This window comes from Rhodopseudomonas telluris (assembly GCF_042432815.1).
Taxonomy (GTDB): Bacteria; Pseudomonadota; Alphaproteobacteria; order Rhizobiales; family Xanthobacteraceae; genus Rhodopseudomonas; species Rhodopseudomonas telluris.
Map to the genome: position 1 here is coordinate 1,148,130 of NZ_JBHLWM010000008.1, position 17,148 is coordinate 1,165,277.

A 17,148-nucleotide genomic window follows, 5' to 3' on the forward strand; every position below is an offset into this window, starting at 1 on the left:
CGCGTCCGGCCATCAGGATCAGCGCTGGAAAGTGCCGCTCGGCAGCGGCGCCGGGAACGCCGAGGTGCCCTGCTGCTGCTGGGCCGGAGCGGAGTCGGCGGGCTGATCGGGTGCCGGGGCGGTGGTGCTGCGGCGGCGCGCCTGCTTGGCGGGCTTCGGCGCCGGCGGAGCGGCGGCCGTGCTGCCATCCTCTTCCGGCGCGGGCTCGGCGTCGGATGCCGGCTGCGCGGCGGGGCGCGACGCGGACGCATTGCGGTGCGACTTGCTGCGCTTCGGCTTCGCTTCCGGCGGCGGCGCGACGGGGGCCGCCTCGACGGCGGCCTGATCCTGCTGCGCGCCCTTGTAGAGGCCCTTCGGCACGCCCTGTTCGAGGCCGGGCACCCCTTCCGGGAACACCGGCTTGCGGTCGCCCGCGAGCTTCTTCTTGTTGTCGAGGAAGTCGAACATATCGGTCGGGTCCCAGCCACCGAGGCTGCCACAGCCGGCCAGTCCGCTCGACAGCGCGAGCAGGACGGCAAGGGAGATCAGGCGGTGCGAACGGCGCATGGACGGTGTCTCACGTGAACTCGAACGTTGGCGATGATGCCGGTCGGTGTCGTACTAGCTCTTGGCGGCAGGCGGCAGCAGCGCCTGCAGAACTTCGGCGCGATTGCGCAGGCTCGTCGGCGTCTCGGGATCGAGATTGATCTGCTCGACCCACTGCCGCGTCGCCGCAACATTGTTGGCGCGCCAAGCAGATAGCGCCAGCATTTCACGCGCGGTGTGACGATAGATGGCGCCCGGCCCTGAGATCGGTTCGAGCCGCTGCACCATGTCGTTGTAGCCCGCGGTATCGACCAGCAACTGGCCGGCGCGCAGCGTGGCGAGGTCGCGATCCTGCGACGGCACGGAGCGGTCGGCCGCGATGGCGTCGAACAGCTTCACGCCCTGCTGGGGATCGCGCGCGGCGGCCTCGGCGGCGGCGCGGAGCCGCGCCAGATTGCGATAACCGGCGGGGGCCGTGGCGGCCACCTTGTTGAACGCGGCTTCGGCTTCAGCGTGCTTGTTCTGGTCGGCGAGTTCGGCCGCGGCGGTGAAGGCGGCGCCGGCTTCGGCTGCCTTCTTGGATTCCAGATATTGGTAACCGCGCCAGCCGCCGACGCCGGCGACGAATAGGACGGCCACAATGATGATGAGAAGCGAGTACTTGTCCCACAGCTTCTTGAGCCGCTCGCGACGCACTTCCTCATCGATTTCATTAAATATTTCAGACACTTATGGATTTCCTGTCCCGACGGGCGGCGCTTTCGCCCAGATGCGCCGCGCGCCCGTCCCCCAGACGCTGCGGCGGCGATACCCTAGCGTTATGGCGGAGGCAAGGCAAAGCCAGCCAAATCAAGGGGATGTCCCGAAACGATCAACCGAAGCCTTGCGACCCGCTGGCGTCGAAAAGCATGCGGCAAACTTCAGGCAAACCCAAGGCACCGATCCTGCCGGATCGGCGCCCCAGATGCCATCGATTGTCAGCTCTTCTTCATGCCGTAGACGTGCTCCGGACCCGGGAAGGCACGCGAGCGGACCTCCTCAGCGTAGCCCTTGATCGCCGCCTCGATGCCCGGGCCGAGCTCGCCATAGCGCTTGACGAACTTCGGCGGCTTCGGCGACAGGCCGAGCATGTCTTCGAGCACCAGCACCTGACCGTCGCAGGCGGCGCTGGCGCCGATGCCGATGGTCGGGATCGGAATGATCTCGGTGACTTTGCGGCCGAGCGGTTCGGCGACGGCTTCGACCACGACCGAGAACGCGCCGGCCTCGGCGACCGCGCGGGCGTCGGCCTCGATCGGCTCCCAACTGCCTTCCTCGCGGCCCTGCGCGCGGAACGAGCCGAGCGTGTTGATCGACTGCGGCGTGAGACCGATGTGGCCCATCACCGGAATGCCGCGCTGGGTGAGGAACGCGATGGTCTCCGCCATGCGCACGCCGCCTTCGAGCTTCACCGCGCCGCAGTGAGTCTCCTTCAGGATGCGCGCGGCGGAGTGGAAGGCCTGCTCCTTCGAGGCTTCGTACGAGCCGAACGGCATATCGACCACGACGAGCGCGTGCTGCGAGCCGCGCATCACCGCGTGGCCCTGCAGGATCATCATCTCGAGCGTCACCGGCACGGTGGTCTCGAATCCGTGCATGACGTTGCCGAGCGAGTCGCCGACCAGGATGACGTCGCAATAGCGATCGACCAGCGACGCCGTATGCGCGTGATACGAGGTCAGCATCACGATCGGATCGCCGCCCTTGCGCGCGCGGATGTCCGGAGCGGTCTTCCGCCGGATGGTCGATTGAACAGACATGCTTAGGCTCCGAACACGGACACGCCGATGACGTAGGGATGGAACACGAAGGCGAGCGCCAGATACAGCACGATGCCGGCGACGATGGCGACGACGTCGTTCTTGACGCCGCCGACCGGGATCGGCGGGCCGCCCGCGTCGCTGCGCCGCTTCAGCGAGATGCGGTCGTACACCGCCCAGGCCAGCAGCGAGCCGAACAGGATGATCGAACCGAGATCGCCGTTGGCGATCAGATGCCCGACCGCCCACAGCTTCACCGCGGTGAGCATCGGGTGCTTCACGGCGGCGTAGATGCGGCCGCGCGAATAGGCCGCAGCCAGCAGGATCGCCATCGGCAGCATCAACAGCGCGGTGAGATGCTTGGTCCAATGCGGCGGATACCAGACATCGATCCAGCCGTGAGCGCGATAGGAGCCGAAGCCGTAGGCGATCAGGATCAGGCCGCCGATCGCCAGCACCGCATAGCCGATCTTGTACACGGCTTCGCCGCCGATCCCAATCAGCTTGCTGCGCAGATCGCGCCGCGTCGTCACGACATGGGTGCCGATGAACAGCACCAGGCCGAGGATCATCACCGCAAGTCCCATCGCGTCTCTCCTGTCCCGGCCGGCGCCTGCGGCGGTTTGCGCACCGGCGAAATCTGCCTATGGTCCGCGCCATCGCGGCTGCCGCAGACGGCGCCACGCGGGCGAAACCGGGTATCACTCTTTACAGGACCGATGCAAATGCTGGCACACTTATTCCGCCGGACGCTGCGGCCGGCGCTGGCAATGCTCGGCGTCGCGATTTGCGCGATCGGCCACGCCGCTGCGGCGGAGACTGCGGCATGGCCGCCGAAGCTGGTGCGCATCGTCGTGCCGTTCGGCGCCGGATCGACGCCGGACATCGTCGGCCGCGTGCTGGCCGACAGCCTGCAGGCGCGACATCCCGGCACGAGCTTCGTGGTCGAGAACAAGCCGGGCGCGGCCGGCAATATCGGCACCGACGCGGTCGCCAAGGCGGCGCCGGACGGCGCGACGCTCGGCATCTCGATCCCCGGCCCGCTGGTGATCAACCAGATGGTGTTCGCGAGACTGCCGTACGATCCGGAGCGCGACATCACGCCGGTGACGATGCTGACGCGGTTGCCGAACGTGCTGGTGGTGCCGACGAGCCTCGGCGCCTCGAACGTCGCGGAATTCGTCGCCAAGCTGAAGGCGCCGGGCAGCAGTCTCGCTTACGCCTCGATCGGCGCCGGCTCGTTGTCGCAGCTCTGCATGGAGGCGATCGCGCAGCGGGCGGACGCCAAGCTCGTGCATATTCCATATGCCGGCTCGCCCAACGCGGTGACGGCACTGATCCGAGGCGACGTGCAGGCGGCGTGCCTGCCGGCGATCTCGGTCGCGCCGCAACTCGCATCCGGCACGCTGAAGATCCTCGCGGTGTCGACGCCGGAGCGCTCGCCGTTTCTGCCCGACGTGCCGACGCTGAAAGAGAGCGGCATCGACGTCCAGTCCGATGCCTGGAACGCCTTGATCGCCCCGCGCGGCACGCCGGCCGCATTGGTCGATACGATCAACGCCGAGCTACGACAGTCACTGGCCGAGCCGGCGGTGATCGAGAAGCTGAAAGTCCAGATGATCACGCCTGCCCCCTCCTCACCGGACGAGCTGCGCAAGACGCTGGCGGACGAGAAGGCGCTATGGTCCGGCGTGATCCGCGCGGCGGGGATCAGGATCGAGTAACGGCCGACGTCGTCGATTGGCCTGAGCGAAGGCCGCGCCGCCCGTCGGGATCACTTATCCCAAGCCTGACGAATAATAGACTGACTCAAGTCATCGCTTACGCTCGTCATTACGAGCGAAAGCGAAGCAATCCAGCTCCGTGCCCTGAGCTGGATTGCTTCGTCGCTTCGCTCCTCGCCATGACGAAGGCGGGTGCCGGGATCCATTCAGCCGCAAGGGATCCTGAACAAACATCGTCCGCCATCTCTCACTCCCCCAACGCCCACTCTCTCCGTCATGCCCGGGCTTGTCCCGGGCATCCACGCCTTGCGGCAGAAGAGACGGAGAAAGGCGTGGATGGCCGGGATGAACCCGGCCATGACGTGGTGTGAGGTGAGTGCCTGACCGCAATGTTGGTGCTTGCGGCGAAGCTTGGAGGTGCGCGGACACGCTGGTCAGGTTCGCGAACGACTCACCAGTTGTAACGCAGCGTGCCCTTGCCGGCGTAGGACTGTGAGACGTTGGAGAACTCGCCTTCGAAGCTGGCGGCGACGGAGATGCCGTTGCGCCATTTCAATTCGGCGCTGGCGCTGGTGAGCGCGAGGTCGTGCGGCTGCGCGGCGCCATTCACCGTGAAGCTCGCGGCCGGCAGCGCCTGGAAGGTGGCGGTGACGGTGCGGTCGGCGTTGAAGTCGTGGGCCCATGCTGCGCGGCCGCGCAGAGTCAGCAGTGCGTCGCCCGCGATGAACGACTTGTCGCCGCGCAGACCGAGTTCGGTCCGCGTCGCGGTGACGTCCTTCGAGGCGTAAGCGAGGCCGAAATTGCCGGTGCCGGTTTCGGCGTAGGACGGCAGCATGAAGGTCGTGACCTGCGCGGCCACATAGGGCGTCAGGCCGATCGCCTCCGGCGCGACGAAGCGATAGCCGCTTTCCACCCGGCCGGTCAGCGCATTGGCGTTGAACCGGCCTTGCAGCTGATCGACACCGGCGATCGTGACGGTGCGGTTGGTGGTGACGTCCTGCCAGCCGTAGGCCAGCGCGGCCGACAGATAGCTCGGGCCGATATTGTGACGGACGAAGGCGCCGGCCTGGAACACATCGGACTTGCCGCTGCCGAGGCCTCCCCCGAGATCGTACTTAGTGCCGCCGCCGGCGAGCGCGAAGCCCGCCACGGTGTCGGGCGAGACGTAATAGTCGGCGCCGACCGCCACGCCGTAGATCCGGCTGGTGGTGTCGGCCGTGCCGGCTCCCGCATCGCCGTTGGTGGTTTGCGAACCGCCGAAGCCGGCGGCCCAGACGCCCCAGCGCGGCTCATAGACCGCGAGCGGCACGGCCTTGGTGGCCATCGCATAAGCGTCGCGCTCCGCGCCCGAACGCTTGCGCCCGTTGGCCGCGTAGGACAGCGCGTCGCTCTCTTCGGCGAAAGCGACGGCCGGACCCGCGCCCGGCAGGCCGGCGCCGCGGCCACCGACCGACGGATCGAGCAGCACGCCGACGAACTGGTTCATCACGTTGAAGCTGGTCTGCTGCGCGCCGCTTGCGCCCTGCCCGCCGGCCTGTGCGAGGTTCTGCCCGACATTGCCGGTGAAGATCGCACCGAGCGGACCGGCGCTGCCGCCGGCGTTGAAGGCGGCGTCGAGGCCGGCGCCGACCGCGCGCTGATTGTCATTGAGCCCGGCGATCTGGCCGAGGCCCGATTGCAGGTTCAACGAGACGGTCGTGCCCGTGTAGCTGAGCGTGCCGGTGACACCGGCGGGCGCCGTCACCGCGCCGAAGCTGGTGCCGCTAAGCGATGCGGCGGTCAGGATCGTGGTCGGTGTATTGAAGCGATACGCGCCGGTCGGCGACGACACCTGCACGGTGCCGGCGAGCGAGGCCGCGCCGCTAACGCTGGTGAAGGGCGTGCCGGCCGGCGAAGCCTGCACCAGATAAAGAGCGCCGGCCTGCATCGCGAGGCTGCCGTTGATCTTCAGCGACGAGCCGGCGACGCCGTTGCCGGGCTGCAGCGCGCCGCCCGCCAGCACGGTGGTGCTGCCGACGGTGCCGGTGCCGGCGAGCACGCCGGTGTTCGCCACCGTGACGTTGGTGCTGACCACGTCGGTTGCGGCCAGCGTGATGGTGCCGATGACGTTCTGGAAGTAGCCGATCGCCGAATACAGATCGAGGCGGGTCCAGTAGCTCAGCGGCGTGCCGTAGAACGCCGCCAGCGCGACGCCTTCGGTGTTGACGATGATCTGGTTGATGGTGTCGGTCTGCAGGCTGCCATAGAGGCCGCCATTCGGCGCCAGCGTCTTCGCCGCCGAGGTGCTGCCGCCGAACACCGGCGCGAGCAGAATGGACGCGTCCGGCCCGCCGCTCGGCGCGGCTTCGCGCGGCGCCTCGGCGTAGCTCAGCGTCGGCAGGCCGTAGGTCAGCCGCTGCTGATAGACGGCCTGGTTCGACGAGGCCGCATAGGGATTGTTGGTGGTGGCGCACACCGTGATGGTGCCGCAGCTCTGCCCGGCGGCGCCGGTCGACAGATAGCCGGTCAGTTCGCTCTGCGCCGACGTGAACAGCGCCGGCAGGTTGACCGCCGTGCCGGTCACCGCCGCGTTGTTGATGTAGGCGGGATTGCTGAACGCCTGCGCCAGGTCGTAGCTGGCCATCGCCCGGCTGGCGATGATGTCCAGCGGATAATGCACACCGAGCGCGATGCGGCTGTTGGCGTATTCGGAGGCGCGCGCCAGCATGCTCTGATAGAGCTGCGGCACCAGCATGCCGAGCAGGATCGAGTCCGTATAGGCGTAGTTGGTGTGACCGCTCGGGAACGCCGGATTGGTGGTCAGGCCGTCGAGCGCGGTCGGATCGAACGCGTTGAACGAGCTGCGCGCCACCTGCACCGGGCGGGAGTCGCCGTAGATGCCCTGGCCTGGCTGCTTGTTGGTCACGCCATAGGCGAGATCGTAGACGCTATCGGTGGTGTTGGGCAGGCCGTTGAAGGTTGGCAGCGTCGTGCCGGCCGGCGCCACTGCCTTGACGGTGCCGTTGGTGGTGCCGTTGGCGAAGTAGTTCTTCGCCGAGACGTCCGAGCTGGTGAAGCCGTAGCCGCTGTTCAGCAGATTATAGGTCGCGCTGAGCGGACCCGAGTTCGCGGTGCTGACCCGAATGCCGGTCTGATAGATCGATCCCAGAACCTGGCCGTAACCGCCGACCGGCTGGATCGGATTGATCGTGCCGGTGCCGGAGCCGCTGCTCTGGATCGCCTGCAGCGGAAGTCCGCCGGCGAGATTGTCGGCGAGCCCGAGCCTGACCACGGTGCCATCGGCCAGCGTGATGTTGGTCGCGAAACTGCCGCTGCCGGGCAGCGCCTTGTCGCTGATCGCCAGTGCCTGTTGCGCCGCGGTGGCAGAGTTGTTGATGAGGATCGACTGCTGCAGATTGGCCTGCAGCGTGGCCTGCCCCACCGCCGTGGCATTCAGCGACAGAAACGGCGCCAGCAGGTTGTAGGCGTTGACGTTCTGAACCGTGACATTGGCCGTCTGCGCCTGAACCGAACCCGCCCAGACCACGGCGACCAGCGCCGTCGTGTGAAACAAACGTGACTTCAATCGACCGCAATACGCCGCACGCATCCCACCATCCCCTGCTTCAAAGCGCCTCAGCTGCGGCGTTTTTACGCGGGGCAATTATCGGGTTCGTGACAACGCATTAACGATCGTGTCGAGGCAACGATTAGAAACAAGCGTTGCATCTGTGCATCAGATGCGATGACGCCAGTGAGATGCAACTAATCGGAGATCATCCGCCGTCGTCGTGATGAGGGCGCGCGCGGCGCTGGCTCGAACCATGAAGCCTGGCGGCACCGAGCCTTCGGCCGATCGACCTGAAGAGCGGCGGCGCGGTCCACGGTTCATTCTTGAAGGCGCCCGGAGCCGCCGACGGCGGCGCCGGGCTGGCCAGGCGGGTTACTTGTAGTAGCCGACCGCGCAGGTCTGGTCGCCGACCTTGGTGACGTAGCTGACCTTCTGAACCGGATCGGTCTGGCCGGGACGCGGCCACATGTAGCTGACTTCCTTGACCTCGCCTTCCTTGGCGGTGGCGTAGATCTCTTCGCCGAGCGGCTTGCCGGTCTTGTCCTTGAGGTCCTTGAGGCTCTTGCCGGTCAGCGTCGGATGCGCGGTGAACAGGCCGTCGGGGCCGCCGCAGAACGGATAGAGGTCGCGGTCCTTGAAGCCACCCTCGCCCTTGGCGAATTCGGCGAGCGCCTTGGCCTTGTCGGCCTTCACGGCGGCGGCGGCCTTGGTGAGCATCGCCTTGGCTTCGTCGGCGGTGCCGAACTCGCCGGCGAACGCGACCGGGCCCGCAAGCAGGCCCGCGCTGGCGACGACACAGAACAATGATGTGAGTTTCATGGCTTCCCTCCTATTCGGCTCCCTTGGTGGAGCGTGCGGGAAGGATAACCGGGCGTTCGAGCGGCGGTCTGCGCGACTTAGGGCGAACCATAAGTCGATACCGGGCGCCGCTACACGCGTGCGTAAGCCGGAGGAGTTAGTGCGAGGTGATCCAGGCGCGAGCCTCGCGCTGCGCTGCCGCAATATCCTCGGCGGACATCTGCGCGGCGATCTCACGGCGCAGCTCGATCGCATCGGCGCGGCCCTTCAGGGCGGCGAGGTTGAACCATTTGTGCGCCGCCACGAGATCGACCGGCGCGCCGCGACCCGACGCGAACAGCAGGCCGAGGTCGAACAACACGTCCGGGTTCTCGCCGGCTTCGATCGGCAGCGCAGTCTCGGTGTTCAGAAATCCCTGTAGCATCTGTCTCTCCATCTCGCCGCCCGAGGGCGGCTCCTGCCCTCTGATCTGTCGTTCCCCACCGCCGTGACCCGGCGTGTTTGTGTAAGGCGATCTGACCATTCAAATTTGAAGAGCAGTTTAAGCGTTGCGATGAACGGATTCTGAACGGCGCCGGGCGCCGCGCCGCAGCGGATTGCAAAAGTCGTTGGGAGAGAGGAACTTCCTCGATCGCTTGACGGTCGGTTTACCGTGCGGTTTGGCGAACCGATAACCATCGCGCCAAGCGGCAGCGCGCCGGCCGGGCGGGTCCAGCGGCGGAACAGCGATCAATCAGAGGGAGGTTCGGAGACGGAAGACGCCCGGACCGTGTCGGACGGGGCATCGCGCGGCGTCATCGCCTGCGCAAAAAAGAACGAGGGCGTCGGCGAACACGTCAGGATCAAATCTCACCTCCAGAAACCGAGGTGAAACTGCGGACCCAGCATCCGCACCGTACGAAGAAGAACCGCTTCTTCTGCCGGACGATCGACGCGGGCGAACCCTTGTCGCAATCGAACCGGCCGTTTGACCTGATGTCTCGCCGACACCCTCTTTCGTCGACCAGGGCCTTCGCCGGGGAGATGCTCGTGAGAGCGGACCTCGCCGATGGCCCTTGTGACGCTGCCGACGGTCGAGCCGCCGGCACTCGCTCGTAAGCGAGCTTACTTCTTCTTGGCGGCCTTCTTGGCGACCTTCTTGGTGGTCTTCTTCGCCGTCTTCTTCACGGCGCTCTTCGCGGTCTTCGCCTTCTTCGGCGCCGCTTTCTTCGTCGCCGCCTTCTTCGCTTTCTTGGCCATGTTGCCCTCCGATAAAGTGAGATGGCTGATTGCTGCTGCGTGCACTCGGGAATCGAGATGCACTACTTCCCGAATACACCAACACATCGAAAAAAACAGTGTCCCGCTTAAGGAAGTGTTGATGGCTGTTTGCCGCGCTGCGTCGGCGTCTTTCAATTCGGTGCGTCCGGCAATTCGCAGCGCGATCGCGTTAAGCCGCGAAAAATCTACGTCGGCGTTTGTCAAGATCGGCAGAAGCCCGCGCGCGCCAATGGTTTTTGAAATCCGATTAGTACGCTAACTAACAGTTCTGCCGGCGCCCGCGCCGGGCCGAGTCGGCCGCCAAAGGCGGTGCGCGGAGTCTGAGTCGGGATTTTTGGCAATGAAAATATTTTCGTCCACACCCCCGCTTGGGCGCCGGAAAGGCCCGGCGCAGAGGCGTTTCGGGACGAATCGCGCGCGATGATTCGAGCGCGCGCGGCGGCGCGCATCGTCGCCGCGACGGATCGCGAGCGACGCGCGCGGCGTGTTCAGAGACCGAGCTTGCGCTTCAGGAGATCGTTGACGGCCAGCGGATTGGCCTTGCCGCCCGAGGATTTCATCACCTGTCCGACGAACCAGCCGAGCATCGCCGGCTTGGCCACGACCTGCGCGACCTTGTCGGGATTGTTCGCGACGATCTCGTCGACGACCTTCTCGATCGCGGAGAGATCTGTGACCTGCTCGAGTGCATTCTCTGCCACATAGACCCTTAGATCGGCCTCAGGATGCTCGTAGCCAAAATCCAGAACTTCCTTTGCAATCTTTCCAGAGATTGTTCCCTCTGAAATCATCTTCACAATCGCAGTGTTCGCAGTTGGGGGCATCGGCCCCAACACCGGCATTGAGGAAAATCCGTAGAGATGTCGCGGAATGGCGGCCGAAACAGGCTGTGAGAGTGGTTGTTGCCAGTCAACCGTCGGCAAATCCGACTTTTTGTCTGTCTTGTTCATTCGGCCCAAATATTCATTGATGAGCCAACTGGCTGCGATCTTGGGATCGGCACCATCCTTCACCATAAACTCGTAATAGTCGGCTCTCTCCTTTTCAGCGACCAGCACCCCGGCGTCGTCCGCCGACAGCCCGAAATCGCCGATAAACCGGGCCTTTTTGGCATCTGGCAGTTCGGGCAGGTCGGCCTTCAGCTCGTCGACGAAAGCCTGCGAGAACTCCAGCGGCAGCAGATCCGGATCCGGGAAGTAGCGATAGTCGTGCGCCTCTTCCTTCGAGCGCATCGACCGCGTCTCGCCTTTGGTCGCATCGAACAGCCGCGTCTCCTGGTCGATCGTGCCGCCGTCTTCGAGCACGCCGATCTGCCGACGCGCTTCGTAGTCGATCGCCTGACCGATGAAGCGGATCGAGTTGACGTTCTTGATCTCGCAACGTGTGCCGAACGGCTCGCCCGGACGCCGCACCGACACGTTGACGTCGGCGCGCAGGCTGCCCTTCTCCATGTCGCCGTCGCAGGTCCCGAGATAGCGCAGGATGGTGCGCAGCTTGGAGACGTAGGCCTTCGCCTGTTCGGATGAACGCAGATCCGGCTTGGAGACGATCTCCATCAGCGCGACACCGCAGCGGTTGAGATCGACGAACGTCGAGGTCGGATGCTGATCGTGCAGCAGCTTGCCGGCGTCCTGTTCGAGATGCAGTCGCTCGATGCCGACGCTGACGGTGTCGCCGCTCGGCAGATCGACCACCACGATGCCTTCGCCGACAATCGGCGATTTGTACTGGCTGATCTGATAGCCCTGCGGCGAGTCCGGATAGAAATAGTTCTTCCGGTCGAACACCGAACGCAGATTGATCTGCGCGTTCAGTCCCAATCCTGAACGGATCGCCTGACGAACGCACTCCTCATTGATCACCGGCAGCATGCCGGGCATCGCGGCGTCGACCAGCGACACGTGGCTGTTCGGCGCGCCGCCGAACTCCGTCGCCGCGCCCGAGAACAGCTTGGCATTCGAGGAAACCTGGGCATGGACCTCCAGCCCGATGACGACTTCCCAATCGCCGGTGGCGCCCTTGATGAACTGGGACGGTTTGACGGGTGCGTTCATGGCAAGTCCTTCGAGCAGCGCAGGTTCAGCAAGCAAGCGCCTGAATATGCCCTTCCCGGGCATATGCCAACAACGACCGATCGCGCGTGATCAGCCGATAGCCGTATTCGCGGGCGGTGGCGGCAAAGATGCGGTCCGCGGGATCGCGAGGCGGAACACCGGGAAGAAACGACGAGGCGATCAGGATATCCGGCGTCAAACCCGCCAGTTGCAGTCCTGGCGCTTGCATCAGCCGCTCGAACCAACGATGCGGGCTGGCGAGCAAATTCAGGCGCCCTCGCGAGACGAGCAACCCAATCTCCCAACCGGTGATCGGTGAGACGTAAACCGGTTCGGCAACCGCCACGGCTCGATTCATCATCGCGGCTGCCTCTGGGGCGATCGGCTGATCTTCTCCGATCCAGATCGCCGCACGGGTATCAAGTAAGAGGGGGATATTCACGATCGATCCTATCTGCCCAGTCGGGATCTGCCGGCTCGGTCAGGTCCACGCCTGGCGGGATCGTCACCGTCCCCTTCATCCATCCGAACAACGGATGGCGTCCGGTCTTCGCTGAGGGTGCCGCAGGCCGCGCTTTGTCCTGCTCGTCACGGCGGAACACCAGTTCGCCGCTGTCGATGTCGACCTGTTCGCTGCGGAAGCCGGCGTCGAGCCAAGCCTTGGTCATCACGTTGTTGGTCGGCGAGTTGCTCCACCAGGCGCGATGGCGCTGCGCGACCGGCGGCAGCTTGCTGCCGATCACACGCTCGATCTGCGCAAAGCTCATCCGCACTTCGCTGCCGGTCTGCTGCTTGAGAAACTCGGTCAGCGGTTCATATTTGCCCATCAGGACCTCCGCCGTCACGATCGTCCCAAGGTAGCTATTCGGCGGCTGAAAGTCCAGATTTGGCGGTCCGCGGCGGCGGCGAAGGCCATTTCTGGCGCGGGCCGTACCGCCGCATCCGTCTCCTCCGGCTGCTATCCCCAGACCTCCGCGGCCGTCGCGACCTCCGTCTTCGACGCCAGCGCATTCAGCGCCACCTGATGCACCACTGCGGTCGGCGCGGTGCAGAGATCGCTGAGCACCTTGACGCGCAAGCCATCCGCGGCCCGCGACATCGCGGTGAACACCACGCAGTTCTGCGTCATCATGCCGGCGACGAGCAGTTGATCGATCCCGCTCAGATGCGTGGCGAGGTCGGTGTCCTGAAACGCATCGGCGACATGCTTGGTGACGATCGGCGCCTCGCCGGCCGCTGCCAGGATAGCTGGACGGATCGCGACGCCGGCGCTGCCGGCCACGAACGGCCCCTGCGCTGCGGTCGAGACGTGCTGAACAAGAATGATGCGATCGCCGGCCGCCCGCGCTTTGCCGATCGCCGCGACGAGACGCGTCTCGGTCTCTTCGGCCTGCCACAGCGGCAAGGCGCCGCCGGTGAAGTAGTCGTTCTGAATGTCGATCACGAGAAGAGCGCGCGCCATCGGTGTGTCCCTTGGTTGGTCGGTCGAACGCCTATCCGTGTAGGCGGGAGCGCCACGTCGCATCAGTGGCCTGATAGACATTATCCGGCTAGATTGGGCCAATGCGGCTCGCCATCCTCGCTTACGACCAGATCAGCCCGTTCATGCTGTCGACACCGCTCGCGGTGTTCGGCGAGCCGTTTCTCGCCGGCGGCCATCGGGTGGACGTCTGCGCGGCCCAGCCACGTTTTTCAGCGACCGGCGGGCTGACGATCGAAGCCCCGATGCCGCTGGACGCCGCGCGCGACGCCGACGTCGTGATCCTGCCAGGCTGGCGCGATGCGGACGAAGTGGTGCCGGCGGCGATCACGTCCGAGCTACGCGCGGCCCATGCGCGCGGCGCGATGGTGGTCGGACTGTGCCTCGGCGCGTTCGGCCTAGCCGAAGCAGGCCTGCTCGACGGGCGACGCGCGACGACGCATTGGGCCCGCGTCGAGACGTTCGCGACCCGCTATCCGGAAGTCGCAGTCGATCCCGGCGCGCTGTTCGTCGATGAAGGACGGGTCCTCACGTCGGCAGGTATCGCGTCGGGTCTGGATTGCTGCCTGCATCTGCTTGGCCGGATCTCGGGAACAGCCGAAGCCAACCGTGTCGCCCGCCATCTCGTCGTCGCGCCGCAGCGCGCGGGCGAACAGCCGCAACTGATCGAACGTCCCGCGATCGGCTCGTCGGCCAATCGCCGCATCACCGATATTCTGGAAACGCTGCGCGCCGATCCGGCGTCGGCGCCGTCGCTCGACGAATTGGCGCAGCGCGCGGGCATGAGCCGCCGCAGCCTCACCCGCCACATCCGGGCACGGACCGGCGGCAATCTCGGCGACTGGCTACGCCGCATCCGTCTGGCGCGCGCGCAGGACCTCCTCGCGGGGGGCGCGCGTGGGCTGGAAGATGTCGCCGCGCGCTGCGGCTTTCCGGATGCCGCCGCGTTGCGGACGGCATTCCGCACCGAACTCGGCGTCACGCCGCGGCAATGGCTGGCGCGGCAGCGGCTGGACTAATCGGCTAGCGCGCTTCATCGATTGATCGAAGCGACCCCGCCTCCTCCAGTGCGGAGTCGTCATCCTGAGGTGCGCGCGTAGCGCGCCTCGAAGGATGCGGCCAAAGTGTTCGCGGCTCATCCTTCGAGGCCCGCAGCGCCGCGCAAAGCGCGGCACAGCGGGCACCTCAGGATGACGGCGGTGGTGCTATCAAATGCAGAACAGCTCTAATGCGTCGCCGGTGTCGCTGACGCGTCGAAGCTGAGCGTAAACCAGGTGCCCTGGCCGCGGATGGTCTTCGCTTCAAACGCGACGTTGCGGGCGTTCTCTTTCAACGTCTGCAGGATCAGCGCGCCGAGCTTGCGCGGCGACGGCCACTCCTGCCCTTCGGGCAGACCGACGCCATCGTCCGACACCACCACCGAGACGCGGCCGGCGTCGATGCTGCAGATCACCTTGATGCGGCCGCCGCTGCGGCCGACGAAGGCGTATTTCAGCGCGTTGGTCAGCATCTCGTTGACCAGCAGACCGGCCGGCATCGCGATGTTTACCGACAGCGGGCAATACGCCGTGCTGACCTCGTAGGCGACTTCGTCGCGACCATTGGCCTGCATCACCGCCTCGGTGACGTCCGACAGATATTGACCGAGATCGATGTCCTGACCGCCGGCACCCTCGGCAGACAAGATGCGATACAGCGCGGTGAGCGCGTCGATCCGGCTGGCGAGCCGCGCCAGCGCGACGGTCTCGCCTTCGGCCGCCGAGCGCGCCTCGAGCCGCACCAGCGCGGTGACGAGTTGGAGATTGTTTTTCACCCGATGCTGCAGCTCGCGCATCAGCGTATCGCGCTCGCGGATCTGGGTTTCGAACTGCTCGATCTGCGCGCGCTCGCGGCCGCCGACATCGACCAGCGCGGCGATCCGGAAACTCTCGGGTCCGTCCTCGCTCTCGATCACCGACGCGTAGGCCTGCACGATCAGCACGCGCTCGGACGGCGCAAGCGGGCGGAACACGCCGAGGAAATCCTCGCCGACGCGGATCGCGGCGCCGAGCGTCTTGGCGGGATCGTCTTCGTCGACGAGCGTGTCGAGGCAGGTCCAGCCCTGTCCCTCGACATCGGCGGAGGACAGATCGAGCAGGTTTTCGAAGGCCTTGTTGATATAGGCGATGCGCTGATCGCCAGCGTGGCCGCGCGACACCGCGACGGCGACCGGGACATTGTCGAGCAGGTGCTTATAGCGGTCGTTTTCGATCGCGACCGCGATCTCCGACGTCCCCAAAATCCCGTCGACACCTTGCGACGGCATTCCTTCGTCAGCGCTCATTCAACTATCCTGCCCGCGGTCAGCATGGCCGCAGCGCGAAAGAAACGCAACGCAAAAGCGGCGCGCGGGCGGGCGCTCAGGCCCACCACTTCTGCGGCGTAAAGCGCCCGGCGGACTGCTCGATCACCTCGCCGAGCGAGAACAGCGTTTCCTCGTCGAACGGCCGGCCGATCAGTTGCAGGCCGAGCGGCAGCCCCTGGGAGTCGCTGCCGGCGGGAACCGCAATGCCCGGCAGGCCGGCCATGTTCACCGTCACGGTGAAGATGTCGTTGAGATACATCTCGACCGGATCGGCGCCGCCCTTCTCGCCGATGCCGAACGCCGCCGACGGCGTCGCCGGGGTCAGGATCGCCGACACGCCCTGCTCGAAACACTGCTCGAAGTCGCGCTTGATCAGGGTGCGGACCTTCTGGGCACGCAGATAATAGGCGTCGTAATAGCCGGCCGACAGCACATAGGTGCCGATCATGATGCGGCGCTTGACCTCGGCGCCGAAGCCGGCGGCGCGGGTCGCCTCGTACATCTCGACGATGTTGCGGCCATTGACGCGCGCGCCGTAGCGCACGCCGTCGTAGCGCGCGAGGTTCGACGAGGCTTCCGCCGGCGCCACGATGTAATAGGCCGGCAGCGCGTATTTGGTGTGCGGCAGCGACACCTCGACGAGTTCCGCGCCGGCGGCCTTGAGCCACTCGGCGCCCTGCGACCAGAGCTTCTCGATCTCGGCCGGCATGCCGTCGATCCGATACTCCTTCGGAATGCCGATCTTCATGCCCTTCACTGAGCCGCCGACCGCGGCCTCGTAGTTCGGCACCGGGCGATCGACCGAGGTGGTGTCCTTCGGATCGTAACCGGCCATTGAGCCGAGCAGGATCGCGCTGTCGCGCACCGTGCGGGCGATCGGGCCGGCCTGATCGAGCGACGACGCGAAAGCGACGATGCCCCAGCGCGAGCAGCGGCCATAAGTCGGCTTGATGCCGACCGTGCCGGTGAATGCCGCCGGCTGGCGGATCGAGCCGCCGGTGTCGGTTGCGGTGGCGCCGAGGCAGAGCCCCGCGGCGACCGCGGCAGCCGAGCCGCCGGACGAGCCGCCCGGCACCAGCTTGGCGTCCGAGCCCGCACGCCGCCACGGATTGACCACCGGGCCGAAGCACGAGGTCTCGTTCGACGAGCCCATCGCGAATTCGTCGTTGTTGAGCTTGCCGAGCAGCACCGCGCCGTCGCGCCACAGCTGCGTCGTCACCGTCGACTCATAGGTCGGCGTGAAGTCGCCGAGGATCTTGGAGCACGCCGTGGTTCGCGTGCCCTTGGTGGCGAACAGGTCCTTGATGCCGAGCGGGATGCCGGCGAGCGGACCGCCCTCGCCCTTGGCGATCTGCGCATCCGCCGCCTGCGCCATCTTGCGCGCCTCGTCCGGCGTCTCGACCACATAGGCATTGAGCACGCGCGCTGCCTCGATCGCGCCCAGATGCGCGTCGGTCAGCTCGACCGCGGTGAAGGACTTGGAGGCGAGCCCCTCACGGGCCTCGGCGAGCGTCAGCGATGTCAGGTCGGTCATGGTTCAGGCACGCCTGGAAATGGAGCCGGCACAGGCCGGTCGAGGCCGCCGCGGATCGTGCGGCTGAATTGCAGCGCTGG

Annotated in this window: 16 protein-coding genes; 2 read left to right on the forward strand and 14 right to left on the reverse strand. The window is 66.1% G+C overall.

The genetic code is table 11. The annotated features are described in order from the left end of the window. Window positions 1-18: 18 nt before the first annotated feature. From ACFFJ6_RS22755 to ACFFJ6_RS22770, 4 genes are all read right to left on the reverse strand, one after another. Window positions 19-546: a hypothetical protein gene (locus ACFFJ6_RS22755; RefSeq protein WP_378392103.1), complete on the reverse strand. Its 528-nt coding sequence runs from the start codon at window positions 544-546 to the stop codon at window positions 19-21. 54 nt (window positions 547-600) lie between these two features. After that, complete coding sequence (locus tag ACFFJ6_RS22760; protein WP_378392105.1) at window positions 601-1,254, reverse strand: tetratricopeptide repeat protein; 654 nt, start codon at window positions 1,252-1,254, stop codon at window positions 601-603. Window positions 1,255-1,502: 248 nt separating this feature from the next. Further along, the gene (gene panB, locus ACFFJ6_RS22765; RefSeq protein ID WP_378392107.1) at window positions 1,503-2,324 is read right to left on the reverse strand and encodes a 3-methyl-2-oxobutanoate hydroxymethyltransferase; all 822 of its coding nucleotides are present in this window, start codon (window positions 2,322-2,324) and stop codon (window positions 1,503-1,505) included. A 2-nt stretch (window positions 2,325-2,326) separates the two neighbouring features. After that, the gene (locus ACFFJ6_RS22770) at window positions 2,327-2,911 is read right to left on the reverse strand and encodes an NnrU family protein (protein ID WP_378392109.1); all 585 of its coding nucleotides are present in this window, start codon (window positions 2,909-2,911) and stop codon (window positions 2,327-2,329) included. A gap of 138 nt (window positions 2,912-3,049) precedes the next feature. Here ACFFJ6_RS22770 and ACFFJ6_RS22775 point away from each other — a divergent pair, with 138 nt between their 5' ends. After that, window positions 3,050-4,048 (forward strand): Bug family tripartite tricarboxylate transporter substrate binding protein, encoded by a 999-nt coding sequence (locus ACFFJ6_RS22775; RefSeq protein WP_378392111.1) that lies wholly within the window; start codon window positions 3,050-3,052, stop codon window positions 4,046-4,048. A 451-nt stretch (window positions 4,049-4,499) separates the two neighbouring features. Here the strand turns inward: ACFFJ6_RS22775 and ACFFJ6_RS22780 are convergent, their stop codons facing one another. From ACFFJ6_RS22780 to ACFFJ6_RS22815, 8 genes are all read right to left on the reverse strand, one after another. Continuing rightward, a complete protein-coding gene (locus ACFFJ6_RS22780) occupies window positions 4,500-7,601 on the reverse strand; it encodes an autotransporter domain-containing protein (RefSeq protein ID WP_378392113.1) in 3,102 nt (1,033 codons plus the stop codon). A gap of 369 nt (window positions 7,602-7,970) precedes the next feature. Further along, a complete protein-coding gene (locus ACFFJ6_RS22785; RefSeq protein ID WP_378392115.1) occupies window positions 7,971-8,417 on the reverse strand; it encodes a cache domain-containing protein in 447 nt (148 codons plus the stop codon). A 136-nt stretch (window positions 8,418-8,553) separates the two neighbouring features. Continuing rightward, window positions 8,554-8,820 (reverse strand): SEL1-like repeat protein, encoded by a 267-nt coding sequence (locus ACFFJ6_RS22790; protein ID WP_378392117.1) that lies wholly within the window; start codon window positions 8,818-8,820, stop codon window positions 8,554-8,556. A 680-nt stretch (window positions 8,821-9,500) separates the two neighbouring features. Then, a complete protein-coding gene (locus tag ACFFJ6_RS22795) occupies window positions 9,501-9,635 on the reverse strand; it encodes a hypothetical protein (RefSeq protein WP_378392119.1) in 135 nt (44 codons plus the stop codon). 509 nt (window positions 9,636-10,144) lie between these two features. After that, entirely contained in the window at window positions 10,145-11,710 is a 1,566-nt protein-coding gene (gene gatB / locus ACFFJ6_RS22800; RefSeq protein ID WP_378392121.1) for an Asp-tRNA(Asn)/Glu-tRNA(Gln) amidotransferase subunit GatB, read from the reverse strand. 25 nt (window positions 11,711-11,735) lie between these two features. Continuing rightward, complete coding sequence (locus ACFFJ6_RS22805; RefSeq protein WP_378392123.1) at window positions 11,736-12,152, reverse strand: type II toxin-antitoxin system VapC family toxin; 417 nt, start codon at window positions 12,150-12,152, stop codon at window positions 11,736-11,738. Beyond that, window positions 12,130-12,537 carry a DUF7662 domain-containing protein gene (locus ACFFJ6_RS22810; RefSeq protein ID WP_378392125.1) on the reverse strand — a complete coding sequence of 136 codons (408 nt, stop codon included), beginning with the start codon at window positions 12,535-12,537 and terminating at the stop codon, window positions 12,130-12,132. The genes ACFFJ6_RS22805 and ACFFJ6_RS22810 overlap by 23 nt, the downstream gene beginning before the upstream one ends. Before the next feature lie 131 nt (window positions 12,538-12,668). Continuing rightward, window positions 12,669-13,172 (reverse strand): cysteine hydrolase family protein, encoded by a 504-nt coding sequence (locus tag ACFFJ6_RS22815; protein ID WP_378392127.1) that lies wholly within the window; start codon window positions 13,170-13,172, stop codon window positions 12,669-12,671. 101 nt (window positions 13,173-13,273) lie between these two features. Between ACFFJ6_RS22815 and ACFFJ6_RS22820 the strand changes: the two genes are divergently transcribed. Further along, on the forward strand, window positions 13,274-14,209 hold the full coding sequence (locus ACFFJ6_RS22820) for a GlxA family transcriptional regulator (RefSeq protein ID WP_378392129.1): 936 nt from the start codon (window positions 13,274-13,276) through the stop codon (window positions 14,207-14,209). A gap of 206 nt (window positions 14,210-14,415) precedes the next feature. Here the strand turns inward: ACFFJ6_RS22820 and ACFFJ6_RS22825 are convergent, their stop codons facing one another. Both ACFFJ6_RS22825 and gatA read right to left on the reverse strand, forming a co-directional pair. Further along, entirely contained in the window at window positions 14,416-15,513 is a 1,098-nt protein-coding gene (locus ACFFJ6_RS22825) for a sensor histidine kinase (protein WP_378392132.1), read from the reverse strand. A gap of 76 nt (window positions 15,514-15,589) precedes the next feature. Then, a complete protein-coding gene (gatA, locus tag ACFFJ6_RS22830) occupies window positions 15,590-17,068 on the reverse strand; it encodes an Asp-tRNA(Asn)/Glu-tRNA(Gln) amidotransferase subunit GatA (protein WP_378392134.1) in 1,479 nt (492 codons plus the stop codon). Between the last annotated feature and the right edge of the window lie 80 nt (window positions 17,069-17,148).

Excerpts from the sequence above, each read along its gene's own strand:
- ACFFJ6_RS22755 (WP_378392103.1), bottom strand. The coding sequence starts at position 546 with ATGCGCCGTTCGCACCGCCTGATCTCCCTTGCCGTCCTGCTCGCGCTG.
- panB (WP_378392107.1), bottom strand. The coding sequence starts at position 2,324 with ATGTCTGTTCAATCGACCATCCGGCGGAAGACCGCTCCGGACATCCGC.
- ACFFJ6_RS22770 (WP_378392109.1), bottom strand. The coding sequence starts at position 2,911 with ATGGGACTTGCGGTGATGATCCTCGGCCTGGTGCTGTTCATCGGCACC.
- ACFFJ6_RS22775 (WP_378392111.1), top strand. The coding sequence starts at position 3,050 with ATGCTGGCACACTTATTCCGCCGGACGCTGCGGCCGGCGCTGGCAATG.
- ACFFJ6_RS22785 (WP_378392115.1), bottom strand. The coding sequence starts at position 8,417 with ATGAAACTCACATCATTGTTCTGTGTCGTCGCCAGCGCGGGCCTGCTT.
- ACFFJ6_RS22790 (WP_378392117.1), bottom strand. The coding sequence starts at position 8,820 with ATGCTACAGGGATTTCTGAACACCGAGACTGCGCTGCCGATCGAAGCC.
- ACFFJ6_RS22795 (WP_378392119.1), bottom strand. The coding sequence starts at position 9,635 with ATGGCCAAGAAAGCGAAGAAGGCGGCGACGAAGAAAGCGGCGCCGAAG.
- gatB (WP_378392121.1), bottom strand. The coding sequence starts at position 11,710 with ATGAACGCACCCGTCAAACCGTCCCAGTTCATCAAGGGCGCCACCGGC.
- ACFFJ6_RS22810 (WP_378392125.1), bottom strand. The coding sequence starts at position 12,537 with ATGGGCAAATATGAACCGCTGACCGAGTTTCTCAAGCAGCAGACCGGC.
- ACFFJ6_RS22815 (WP_378392127.1), bottom strand. The coding sequence starts at position 13,172 with ATGGCGCGCGCTCTTCTCGTGATCGACATTCAGAACGACTACTTCACC.
- ACFFJ6_RS22820 (WP_378392129.1), top strand. The coding sequence starts at position 13,274 with ATGCGGCTCGCCATCCTCGCTTACGACCAGATCAGCCCGTTCATGCTG.
- ACFFJ6_RS22825 (WP_378392132.1), bottom strand. The coding sequence starts at position 15,513 with ATGAGCGCTGACGAAGGAATGCCGTCGCAAGGTGTCGACGGGATTTTG.
- gatA (WP_378392134.1), bottom strand. The coding sequence starts at position 17,068 with ATGACCGACCTGACATCGCTGACGCTCGCCGAGGCCCGTGAGGGGCTC.